The 12,051-nt window shown below is 50.3% G+C and carries 6 protein-coding genes and 1 pseudogene; 4 read left to right on the forward strand and 3 right to left on the reverse strand.

Going from position 1 to position 12,051, the window contains the following annotated elements:
* Positions 1-274, forward strand: a pseudogene (locus tag AC5JO6_RS09560) (hypothetical protein); the annotation flags it as partial.
* The gene (cobA, locus tag AC5JO6_RS09565) at positions 247-1,035 is read left to right on the forward strand and encodes a uroporphyrinogen-III C-methyltransferase (RefSeq protein ID WP_496080835.1); all 789 of its coding nucleotides are present in this window, start codon (positions 247-249) and stop codon (positions 1,033-1,035) included. The pseudogene AC5JO6_RS09560 and the gene cobA, both read left to right, overlap by 28 nt.
* On the opposite strand, the gene AC5JO6_RS09570 is transcribed toward cobA, so the two are convergent.
* Positions 1,020-1,511 (reverse strand): DUF29 domain-containing protein, encoded by a 492-nt coding sequence (locus AC5JO6_RS09570; RefSeq protein ID WP_496080836.1) that lies wholly within the window; start codon positions 1,509-1,511, stop codon positions 1,020-1,022. The two genes, cobA and AC5JO6_RS09570, sit on opposite strands and share 16 nt — an antisense overlap.
* Positions 1,512-1,699: 188 nt before the next feature.
* Here AC5JO6_RS09570 and AC5JO6_RS09575 point away from each other — a divergent pair, with 188 nt between their 5' ends.
* The gene (locus AC5JO6_RS09575; RefSeq protein WP_496080900.1) at positions 1,700-2,638 is read left to right on the forward strand and encodes an RluA family pseudouridine synthase; all 939 of its coding nucleotides are present in this window, start codon (positions 1,700-1,702) and stop codon (positions 2,636-2,638) included.
* Positions 2,639-2,746: 108 nt separating this feature from the next.
* Here the strand turns inward: AC5JO6_RS09575 and AC5JO6_RS09580 are convergent, their stop codons facing one another.
* A complete protein-coding gene (locus AC5JO6_RS09580) occupies positions 2,747-3,487 on the reverse strand; it encodes an LmeA family phospholipid-binding protein (protein ID WP_496080837.1) in 741 nt (246 codons plus the stop codon).
* Between the two features lie 463 nt (positions 3,488-3,950).
* Here AC5JO6_RS09580 and AC5JO6_RS09585 point away from each other — a divergent pair, with 463 nt between their 5' ends.
* Positions 3,951-4,736 carry a hypothetical protein gene (locus tag AC5JO6_RS09585; RefSeq protein WP_496080838.1) on the forward strand — a complete coding sequence of 262 codons (786 nt, stop codon included), beginning with the start codon at positions 3,951-3,953 and terminating at the stop codon, positions 4,734-4,736.
* 142 nt (positions 4,737-4,878) lie between these two features.
* Here the strand turns inward: AC5JO6_RS09585 and AC5JO6_RS09590 are convergent, their stop codons facing one another.
* Complete coding sequence (locus tag AC5JO6_RS09590; protein ID WP_496080839.1) at positions 4,879-11,598, reverse strand: amino acid adenylation domain-containing protein; 6,720 nt, start codon at positions 11,596-11,598, stop codon at positions 4,879-4,881.
* Positions 11,599-12,051 lie beyond the last annotated feature (453 nt).

Consider the following 12,051-nt stretch of genomic DNA (forward strand, 5'->3'; position numbering starts at 1 on the left):
AGGGGAGGCAGAGGGAGCAGGGGAGGCAGAGGGAGCAGGGGAGGCAGAGGGAGCAGGGGAGGCAGAGGGAGCAATGCAAAAATCAAAGCTCCTTCGGTTTGACTCAAGAAGAACACAACTTAAGCCTTTTCTCTTGCCGCCTCGGTTCCCCATCTTCCGCTTCCCTTCTTTGCTTCCCCTGCCTCCTCCGCTTCCCCTTGCCCCATCCCTACTTCCCCTCACTCCTCACTCCTCTCCTTCTTTCCCATGCACCACTCAGGCAAAGTCTACTTAGTCGGCGCGGGTCCCGGTGACCCAGGTTTGATGACGCTGAAGGGCAAGACCTTGCTGGAATGCGCGGATGTCGTGGTTTACGATGCATTGGTGAGTCCGCCTGTGCTGGCAATGATTAATCCACAAGCAGAGCAAATCAATGCTGGCAAACGTCGGGGAGCGCACTCGCTCTTACAGACGGATATTACGCAACTGCTGATGGAGAAGGCGCAAGCAGCCGCGATCGTCGTGCGGCTAAAGGGTGGCGATCCCTTCATCTTTGGTCGCGGTGGCGAGGAGATGGAAGATCTGGTGAAGGCGGGCATTGCAGTTGAAGTGGTGCCAGGAATTACGTCAGGTATTGCGGCGACTGCCTATGCGGGCATTCCGCTGACGCACCGTGCCTACAGTTCATCAGTAACCTTTGTCACAGGGCATGAGGGTGCGGGGAAGTATCGTCCAGCCGTTAACTGGCAGGCGATCGCGCATGGTTCAGAAACGATCGTCGTTTACATGGGCATCCACAATTTGCCCTACATCACAGAACAACTTCAGTTTGCAGGATTGGCTCCCAATACACCCGTCGCGCTGGTACGTTGGGGCACAAGACCCGAACAGGAAGAACTCATCGGCACTCTAGAAACCATTGTCCAACAGGTTGAAATGGCAAAGTTTGAGGCACCCGCGATCGCGGTCATCGGCTCAGTCGTCAACCTCCACGAGATTCTTTCTGACTACCGCCCTGTAGCGATCGCACAAGCTGAACCCTATTCTGGCAAATAATCCTCATTGAGCGCCTGTTCGGGTGTAAAAGGCGAGTCTGGGGGAAAGGTTGCGATCGGTAAGCCAGTTTCAATGGACGCTTTTTTCCGAGCGCTTCGGTAGCAGTCCTCAAACCCAGTCGCAAAGTAAGGGCGCAAGCTTGGGCTGTCGAGAAACTCTGCTTCCAGGCGATCGCGATGCTCAAAGAGCGTTAACCGCCAACTGTTGGAGCGTCGCTCTGGCTGATATTTGTACTTCAGCAAGTGTATTAAAACAATCTCAAGATTGCTTTTAACTGACCGTTTTTCACTCCTACCCATGCTCTCAATTTCTTCCACCAGATTTTCGATGTCAAGCTTTTGAAACTCGCCGTCTCGCAATAATCGGGCGGTTTCCTGAAGCCAGAGATAGAAATCGCGATCGTAAAGCTGCGGACTGGGAGCAGACGTTTCGGGATGTTTCGCTGTCATCACAATCACCTGGCTTAGGTACGTCATGTCGATCGAAGTCTAACATGGACAGTTTTGGGTTTGCTGTAGGATACATTAGGGTTAAGTAACAACCGTTATCACCAGTTTTCAAACGGGTTGGATAGTTGTACTGCTTGAACGCGCAGACGACATCGTTGAGTTTCTTGAGCAAGGGTTAGAAATTGTCCTCACACATTGCACTACAGATTAAAGCCTTGGGCGATTCGCCCGAAGAGAAGGCACATCAACGCCTCGATCGCTACCTTTCTGAAGCACTGCCTGAAGTCTCGCGATCGCGTGCCCAGAAGCTGATTGAACAAGGGCAGGTAGAGGTGAATGGAGCGGTGTGTACGTCCAAAAAAGCGATGGTGCAGACGGGCGATCGCGTTCACCTCACCGTTCCCGATGCCCAGCCGCTTGACCTTCAGGCAGAAGATATTCCGCTCGATATTCTTTACGAAGACGAACATTTGCTGATTCTCAACAAACCAGTGGGATTAGTCGTGCATCCGGCTCCAGGTCATGAAGGGGGCACACTGGTCAATGCGCTGCTGGCACACTGCGATCGCTTGGCGGGCATTGGCGGTGTCCAGCGTCCAGGTATTGTGCATCGGCTCGATAAAAATACCAGTGGCGCGATCGCCGTTGCCAAAACCGATCAGGCACACCAGCACTTACAGGCACAACTGAAAGCAAAAACAGCGCGACGCGATTATCTAGCGGTGATTTACGGTGCGCCTGCTGCTGAGAGTGGCACGATCGACCTGCCGATCGGTCGTCATTTGCTCGATCGCAAAAAGATGGCAATTATCCCCGAAGAAAAAGGGGGTCGCCGTGCTGTAACCCATTGGCAAGTCAAAGAGCGCATGGGAAACTATACGCTGATGCAGTTTGCCTTAGAAACCGGACGTACCCATCAAATTCGGGTTCATAGTGCCAGGATGGGACATCCGATCGTCGGCGATCCGGTCTATGGTGCAGGACGAGCCGTTGGGGTCAAACTGGCGGGGCAGGCGCTTCATGCATGGCGATTGCAGTTAGAACATCCTGTATCGGGAACCACGATCGTTGCCGTTGCACCGATACCCACTGCCTTTTTAACCCTGGTTGAAATTCTACGCCGCCGCAATGCCTCGTCAACGCTGAGAAAATGAGCCAATAAGAACGTTCAAAGCGATCTCAGAAAGACATAAATAAAGCGTGGTGTCTTCCATTTGCACCTTTCTCTGCAATCAGTTCGTTTGTATTGAAAGATGGCACTGTTACAGCGAAGGAATTTGGGGAACATGCGCTTCCGTTTCAATCATCAGTTTGCCCGATTCAATCCTCAAACGCTTCACTTGAATTGCCATACCTTCGATCGCTACATACGGTAGCTCCAATAATGCTTTAAACTTTTGCAGAATAGCGATCGCAAACTCGATCGAGATCGCGTCTCCTGGGTCACAAACAAACGATTCCAGTCGCACAGGCTGTTCATCCGTACGAGGAATAATTACCACTGCAAACCGAACCTGTCGAACGGCTTCCCGTCCGCGCAGCAGGGCAGTACCGTCAAGCGCAATTTTGCCGTCAGCAGGTAGCTTTACTGCTAAGGGATGCACAAGCTCCACAGTGACGGACTCTCCTTCAACGTTCAGTTCTAACGCATGCAGCCTGCTGGTGACTGCCTCTGCCTGCATTGCCCGATTTAAATCTGCTTCAGTTAAGAAAACCTGAGCCGTTGCCTCTAGTGGCTGGTCTAGCTTTAACTGCCCCAGCAAAATGCTCAATGGATTGAACGAAAGGCGATCGGTCTGTACCGTCACTGCCTGCACTCGCACATCCTGTACAACCACACCTTGACCGCTCACCGATACCGAATCTGCCTTGCCCTGAGTGGCTTTCAAAACATCTGTGCGCACGTCAACCTGGATATCTTCTGCTGACTCTAGCTGAGTAGACAAGCCTGCTAGAGCCGCCTGTGAAATAACTTGTTCATCCAAGCGTGGTTCTTGCGACATGGCTCTAAGCGCTTTGCATTTCAATACTGATACTGTAAGAGCTGCAAAGGAACCACGCATCAACAGTGCGACAGACGCTATCGACAAACCATATGTGTTAGCGCAACTATTCACAAGTCTTGCCTGTAGCAATCCTCAACGAATTGTGAGAAGCAATATGGCTATCAGCTCTTAGCAGTCAGCGGTCAGCAATTAGAGAAAGGCTGGCTGACCGCTCAATGATTCAGTCCCGCTCACAACTGATTTGGGACGGCTGTGGTGAGCATCGACCTAACACACCAACGCTGTCGTTGCAAATTCATCAGCAACACATAGGTTGAAAAACAGAATGAGACCTCTTTCGATCGAATCATCTCAGCACACTGCACTAAGCGCAGACATTGGTCTTTAGTGTGAGGAAACTGTGCCATGCGCTTTATAGACTGACGCGTGTACATCGTTTGTTTGTCACCCAATCAACATTATGGCTAGTAAGCAAGACTCTAAAAGTAAGCAAACTGCTTCTCAAGAAGATGAGCAAAAACACAAGCAAAGCGATGCTGCGTCTAAAGCGGTTGCCGCTGATAAGGATGCCAGCACTGATACTCAAGCATTGGACTCTTTACTGGAAACACTAGACGGCGATTTGACCGCGATCGATACCGATGCTGCTCTAGGCGCGATCGACGAATGGCACAGTACATTGCAAAAGTCAAAAGAGCCAGAGATTAAGGAACTTGCCAATGGCTTGAAAGAACTCAAGCAACTTTTAAAGGGCGGCAAAGCGACTGGTCACGATCTCGGCGAAGTGCTTTCCCACATTGGCGATCAAACCAGCGACCTTGCCTCTGATGCTGATAAAGGCGTGAAAACGCCTCTCCAGAAGTTGGGCAAGCAGTTATCTAAAGCAGGGCAAGCACTCGGTAAGGCAGAAGACAAGGAAGCAGCCGAGCAAATTGAGTCCTTAAGCGAAACGCTAGAAGGTGATTTGACTAAGGTTGATACTGATACTGCCATTGGCGCGATCGATCATTGGTACAGTCTGTTGCACAAATCCGACAACGAGAGTTTGAAAGAAATTTCCAACGGGTTGAAGGAACTGAAGCAAACCCTCAAGCGCAAAAATGCAAGTGCATCTGACATTGCTGAAGCGCTGACCAAAATCGGCGAACAAACTACTGAAGCAGCTTCAGAAGCTCACCGGGGTCTCAAAGGTCCGATTCAGAAGTTTGGTAAATTGCTCAGCAAGACAGGCAAGTCGCTGGAGTAGTTTTCGATCGCTCAAACTTAAGCAGAAGATCCGACACAACACGTTTGCTCTTTAACTCACAAAAAAGAGCCTGTTTAAGTATCACTTGTTGCTCTCGCTCATCTTTGGGCTAGTGATGCATCAATTAACCATCGGCGCGTCATTAGCCCAAAAACGACCGTAGTTGATTTGCCAACACTTGGACATTAGGAGCTTTGAGAATACCAAGGTGATCGCCGGGTACGTCGAAAAGCTGCAAGCCTCCAGCGGCGAGAGAGGTCCAGCCCATATCGCGATCGTCTTTTTCAAACACATCTCGCTCTGTAGCTCGAAACAATACCATTCGACCTGCATACGGCTTAGGAACATACGACTGTATCGCTTGCTGGCGCATTTCACCGCTGATGGATCGTTGCATTGATTCAGACAACATCTCTGGTACCTTTCCTGCGAACGGTAGCTGCTCACGGAGTTTGTAGAGGCGAGCCTTAACCTGAAGCTTTAACTCCTCCAGATTTTGTTGCAGTAACTCCAAAGCATAAGGGAGTCCGAGTCTAAGTAACAATTGACCGTGTAGGGTGAGCCGTTGGAGCAGTGAGAGTGCTATCTGACTATTAGGAGCCCAAGCATCTAACAAGCCGACCAAGGCAACCTCTTCTCCTAATGCCGTCAACTGGTGAGCCATCTCAAAAGCAACGATACCGCCAAAACACTCTCCTGCTAGATAGTAAGGACCATGCGGCTGAAGTGTGCGAATAACTTGCAGATAACGGGCGGCGATCGCAGGAACACTGGAAAAGATGGCAGCTCGCTCGTCAATGTTGTCTGGTTTCAGGAGATCTACTTCTTCCTGCAAGTAAACACCATAGACAGGTTGATCCACGTCGAGCTGATCCACCAAATCCCGATAGAGCAAAATACCGTAGATGCAAAACAGAGGTGGTTTGCTGCCCCCAGCTCGTAGAGGTACCAAATCACCGACGCTTTCCTCTGTTTCCTCTGTTTCGGTCTTGCGAAGAATGGTGGCAATCTCTTCAACAGTAGGAGATTGCAGCAGCGTTGTGATGGGAAGGCTTTTGCCAAACACTTTCTCAACCTGAGCACAGACGCGAACGGCTGACAGGGAGTGCCCACCGAGATCAAAGAAGTTATCTTTAATGCTGATCGGTTTGATGTTCAACACGTCCTGCCAAACTTCAATCAACTGACGTTCAACCTCATCTCTAGGAGCAACACAGGTGCGGCAATCCTGTTCCTCAGTGGACATGGCTGGAACTGGTAAAGCACGGCGATCGACCTTACCATTCGGTGTCAGCGGTAGTGCCTCTAGAGTACTAAAGGTGGCAGGCACCATATACCCTGGCAGTTGTTCCTTGAGGAAGTGGCGTAGTTCTAGTGCTGTAGGCACAACCTTGCTCTGAGTTGTTAAATAGGCAACCAGACGTTGATCGCCTGGGGTATCTTCTCGCACCACGACCACAGCCTGTTTGACCGCAGAGTGGTGGTTGAGGATCGCTTCTATTTCTCCCAATTCAATGCGGAAGCCGCGCAGTTTGACTTGATGATCAAGCCGCCCCAGAAATTCGAGGGTACCATCGGGTCGATAGCGTGCCAGGTCGCCAGTTTTGTAAAGGCGTGCTCCAGGTTTGGCGCTAAACGGATCAGCAACAAACCGCTCTTGAGTCAGTTCGGGGCGATTGAGGTAGCCACGAGCCAAACCATCGCCACCGATATGCACCTCCCCTGGTATGCCAATGGGAACGGGTCTCATTGAACCTTGTTGAGTATCAGTTGGGGCTTCTAGCACATAGATTTGGGTATTAGCAATCGGTCCTCCCACTGGCACCGAACCACTGCCGGGTTCGACCTGAGAAACCGATGACCAGACGGTCGTTTCTGTGGGACCATACATATTCCAAAGCGAGCCGCCGCGTGCCAATAGTTGATTAGCCATTTCACGGGGCATTGCCTCTCCGCCACAGAGCATTTTGAGTCGTCGATCGCCCAGCCAACCGTGAGCAATCAGCATCTGCCAGGTTGCTGGAGTCGCTTGCATGAACGTTGCGTTTGAGGATGCCAACAGCTTGGTCAACTGAGCGGCATCAGCAGCATCCTCACGCTTGACCAGGACGATACGAGCGCCCACCATCAGTGGCAAGTACAGCTCTAAAACAGCAATATCGAACGAAATGGTCGTCACTGCCAGCAGGATGTCGTGTTCTGTCAGCCCTGGCTGCTGGCGCATTGAGTTTAGGAAGTTAACGGCTGCGCTATGGGGAATTTGTACCCCTTTCGGTTTACCAGTGGAGCCTGATGTATAAATTGTGTAAGCCAGATGTTCAGGAGCGACGGTGCTGTTTGGATTATCAGTGCCATGTGGCGCGATCGCCTCCCAATCGGTATCGAGGCAAATGACCTGTACAGGTTGCTCCGAGAACTGATCACAGAGCGTTTGTTGCGTGAGGAGTAAGGGCAACTGTGAATCCTCGAGCATGAAGGTCAGACGATCTTTGGGATAAGCAGGATCAAGCGGCACGTACGAGCCACCCGCTTTGAGAATACCGAGTAAGCCCACAACCATCTCAAGGGAGCGTTCGACACAGATACCAACTAGCGCATCCGGTCCCACGCCTAGCGCTTGCAGATAGTGAGCTAGCTGATTTGCCCGACAGTTCAGTTCTCGGTACGTCAGAGACTGCTGCTCGAAGACGACAGCGATCGCCTCAGGAGTTTGTTCCACCTGTGCCTCAAACAACTGATGAATGCACTGCGCTTGAGGATACGCTAAAGGCGTATGATTCCATGTTGTCAAGAGTTGATCGCGCTCTGGTTCGGTCAGCAGTGGTAGGGCAGCAATGGGCTGTTCTGGATGGGTCACGATCGCCTGTAGCAACACTTTGAAGTGACCAATCATGCGGTCGATCGTCGTCGCATCAAACAAATCACCGTTGTACTCAAACTCCGCCACTAAGCCTGCTTCAGTCTCTTCCAGCATCAGAGTGAGATCGTACTTAGAAACACCGCTATCGACTTTGAGCGGAGTCAGTGTTAAATCCGGTAAGTCTAATGGCTCTGCTGGGGTGTTCTGCAAGATCAACAGCACTTGAAACAGGGGGCTGTAGCTCAGATTCCGTTCTGGCTGCAAGACCTCTACAACCTGCTCAAAAGGCACGTCCTGATGAGCATAGGCATCCAGAGAGACCTGACGCACGCGCTTGAGTAGCTCCAGGAAACCTGGGTTGCCTGTCAAATTAACGCGCAGAGACAGCAAGTTAATAAAGAAACCAATCAACGGCTCAATTTCACTCCGCTTGCGATTTGCGATTGGAGTCCCGATTACCATGTCATGCTGTCCGCTGTAGCGCGACAGTAGAACTGCAAAGGCTGACAGCAGAGTCATGAACAGAGTTGCTCCACTACGCTGGCTGAGCGTTTTGAGCTGGTGAGTCAGTTTTGCATCCAGAACAAACGATTCTGTGCCACCTCGGAAGGATTGCATGGGTGGGCGAGAGCGATCGGTGGGTAACTCCAAGAGCGTCGGAGCCCCCGCTAGCTGCTGCTGCCAGTAGACTACTTGCTGACTCAGAGAATCTCCCTGTAGCCATTGCCGTTGCCAATCTGCAAAGTCAGCATACTGAATGGGCAGTGCTTCCAGAGGGGATGCCAGTCCCTGTGAAAAGGACGTGTAGAGTGCGGCAAGTTCTCTCCGAAAAACCGCGAGTGACCAACCATCAGAGGCAATATGATGCATCGTCAGCAACAAGATATAAGCTGTTTCGCTCAAGCGCAGCAACTTACCCCGTAGTGGTACATCGTCTGCCAACCGGAAGGGGCATTGTGCATCCTCACGAATCAGGCGGTCAACCGCTACCATCTGTTCTGACTCTGGCAGGGTTTGTAAGTCTACCACTGGTAAAGGAAAGGGCTGTGGTGGCAAAATTCGCTGGACGGGAGCCGCATTCACGATCGGGAAGGTTGTCCGCAGGGATTCGTGACGCTGTAGGATTTCCGTAAGAGCCTGTTCCAGTGCAGTTAGATGTAGTGCCCCTACTAGCTTGAAGGCAGAAGGAATATTGTAAGCAACGCCTCCGCCTTCCAATTGGCTCAGAAACCATAGCTGCTCTTGGGAGCTAGAGAGGGGTAGATCGGTTTCCCGTGATGTAGGGACGATTGGATCTACGACGGCGCAGGCAGTACTATCGATCTGTCCGTCTGGCGCAAGGTGCTCTGCCAAAGCCGCGATCGTTGGAAATTCAAACAAGCGGCTAATCGAAAGCTCCAGGCTTGCGGCGGACTGCAACCGAGCAATCATCTGAGCGGCTAGCAGTGAGTGTCCGCCCAGCGCAAAAAAGTCATCCTGAATGCCGATCTGTTCCAAGCCAAGCGTTTTTGCCCAAATGTCACTCAGCAGGGTCTCTAGAGGGTTTCTGGGTGCGATATAAGAAGCATTATCCAATCCAGTCCCGACAAAATCTGGTGCTGGTAACGCACACCGATCGACCTTTTGATTGATGTTGACAGGCATTGCCTCTAGCACCACAAAGGCAGCCGGAATCATGTAATCCGGTAGTTTTGTTTGCAGGAAGCGGCGAATTTCTTCAACCAATGGCTGATCGTGATCCAGCACCACATAAGCAACAAGACCTCTTTCTCCGTTCCACAGTTCGCGTGCCGTGACAATGCCTTCGCGCACACCTGGCACCTGGCGCAGCGTGGCTTCAATCTCGCCTAACTCAATACGAATGCCGCGCAGTTTAACCTGAAAATCAGTGCGACCCAGCATTTCCAGGTTGCCATCAGCATCAAGCCGACCCAAATCACCCGTGCGGTAAAACCGTTGCCCTTCGATCGTGACAAACTTCTCCTGGGTTAAAGCTTCTCGCTGTAAATACCCCTTTGTTACGCCTGCCCCACCAATATAAATCTCACCGGGAATACCGATCGGTACCTGCTTTTGATGGGCATCGTACAGACGCACAACAACATTTGGAAACGGCTTGCCAACCCGACTTTTAGTGACCTGCTGATCTCTAGTAACGGGATAGGTGCAGCCCATACAACTGACTTCACTACAGCCGTAAATCACATAAATTTCTGCCTGCTGAAACACCCTTTTCATCGTGTCTAGCAAAGCGGCAGGCACCATATCGCCTCCTGTAGAAACGTGCTTGAGGTGTTGGAACAGCTTGAGGTCTAAATGATTGTCTTGAATATAAGCCAGAAGTTTTTGCAACAAACTCGGCGATGTATGGATAACGGTTAGCTGCGCCAGCGTTTGCGTCAGACGCTTGAAATCCAAAATATGTTCTCGTTCCAGCAAGACGAGTGTGCCACCTGCAACCAATGGTGATAACAGTTCAAACATAGTGATGCTGAAGGTAAAGCGAGCGATCGCAGGCATCACGTCATGCTGATCAAAGCCGAAGCGTTCTTGTGCCACCAAAATGTATTGCACCAAATTGCCATAACTGGTAGCAACGCCTTTCGGCTGACCTGTTGTACCAGAGGTATAAATCAAATGAGATGTTTGGTTGAGGTTGATTTCGCTGGCGGGGTTATGAGTTGGAAACGGATGCAATGTTGCCCAATCTCGATCAAGACAAAGGCTGTGTTCTGCCAGTGCTGGTAATTGCGGTAAGAGATGCGCTTGAGTCAGCAGCACTTTGGGCTGAGTTTCTTCTAGAATGGCAGCTAACCGCTCAGTCGGATAGGTTGCATCAAGCGGCACATACACACCACCTGCTTTGAAAACGCCAAGTAAACTCACCGCAACGTCTAATGACGGTTCCACACAAACCGCCACTCGCACCTCGGCACCAACGCCAATTTGAGTGAGGTAATGAGCCAGTTGGTTGGCACGCTGATTGAGTTCTGCATACGTCAACTGCTGGTTTTTGAACCTTAGCGCGATCGCCTCCGGTTGTTGAATGGCGTGAGCCTCAATATATTGATGAATTGGCGTTTGAGGATGCGAAACGGTGGTACTTTGCCATCCCGCTAATTGTTGCCTTTCTGCTTGCGTCAACAGCGGCAGTTGCGCGATCGAGCTATCCCGATCGTCCACCATGCCTTGCAGCAACAGTTGAAGGTGCCCAGCTAACCGCTGGATTGTCTCTGCTTGAAAGAGGCTGGCGTTGTACTGCAACAGTCCTGAAACGCTGTTTTCTTGCTGAAGAATAATCAAATGTAAATCAGGGTAATCAGACGCTACAGACGTTTGCGGCTGAAACTCTGACACTAGCTGTTCTTTACCTTCGATGCGGAAAAAATCTTCAACGAACGTAACCGCAATTGGTAATGATCTACGGGCGTTGAATGGTGCATCAGGTTGAGCTTGAAGTGACGGCGTGTTGAGTGAATATTGAACGTCATTGAGTGTCGTCGAGATTTGCCCAATGAGTGCATGAACACTTAATTCACTATGGAGCTGCGAGCAAATTTCTACTGTGTCAGTGCCGTTAGTTTTCTTAATGGGAAGTGTTAATTCCAGATCAATCGTTTCCTGCTGTGTGTAGCGGTACAGTAGGGCATTGAATGCTGCCAGTAAGAACGATCGCTCATCAATATCATCGTGTTGCGCCTGCGCTTGCAAAGCCTTAATCAATTGATCAGGTAAAGTGAGCGCACAATATTTGGGTTGATAGGTTGTTGTAGGCGTTTTGAGAAAATCGCTGGGCAACTGTACCACCGAGTGGTCGCGGTCATCCGTTTTTTCTAAAACAATTTTTTGCTGAGGAACAGTTTGGCGATCGTCGTCTTGAATAAGAATTGATGGTTGCGTTGGCGCGCTTACCGTTAGTAAATCTATCGGTACTGAGGTTGGTTCAGGCTTGATTACTAAATTTTCAGTTAAAGAAACCGATCTTTCGTTAGTGGCAACCATAATAAGACTCCTAAATGTACACAGCAAGCTGTTCAAACGTGCTCACACGAATGAAGAATTGTGCTTAATTTCCAACAATTGCAAGTTTTAGACTTAGCCCTGAATCAGTGGAGCATTGTCATTCAAACTATTAAAATTCCCTAAAATTGATAAGCGATGTATGAAGCTCTGGCAATCGGCAACATTGTTAGACCTTAAGCGTTCACATCAATGCTCGATCGCGGCAAAAAGCACCCTTAGCTAATAGCTGACATCAGCGTTTAAAGCTTAGTAAGAAATAGACAGCTATCACAGCAACAGCTTTCCAAGCGTAGCTGGGTAGATGATATTGGGGGGATCAATCACAATTCATGGAAGCTAACATGACTTTATTTGCAGCAGCCACTGTTCTTCAGAAAGTTCATCAGGACAATACAAGTTGCTGGTTGTGTGATCAGGAAGTAAAACGAAGCG

Source organism: Tildeniella sp., from assembly GCF_059505325.1.

Excerpts from the sequence above, each read along its gene's own strand:
- AC5JO6_RS09570 (WP_496080836.1), bottom strand. The coding sequence starts at position 1,511 with ATGACGTACCTAAGCCAGGTGATTGTGATGACAGCGAAACATCCCGAA.
- AC5JO6_RS09580 (WP_496080837.1), bottom strand. The coding sequence starts at position 3,487 with ATGTCGCAAGAACCACGCTTGGATGAACAAGTTATTTCACAGGCGGCT.
- cobA (WP_496080835.1), top strand. The coding sequence starts at position 247 with ATGCACCACTCAGGCAAAGTCTACTTAGTCGGCGCGGGTCCCGGTGAC.
- AC5JO6_RS09590 (WP_496080839.1), bottom strand. The coding sequence starts at position 11,598 with ATGGTTGCCACTAACGAAAGATCGGTTTCTTTAACTGAAAATTTAGTA.
- AC5JO6_RS09585 (WP_496080838.1), top strand. The coding sequence starts at position 3,951 with ATGGCTAGTAAGCAAGACTCTAAAAGTAAGCAAACTGCTTCTCAAGAA.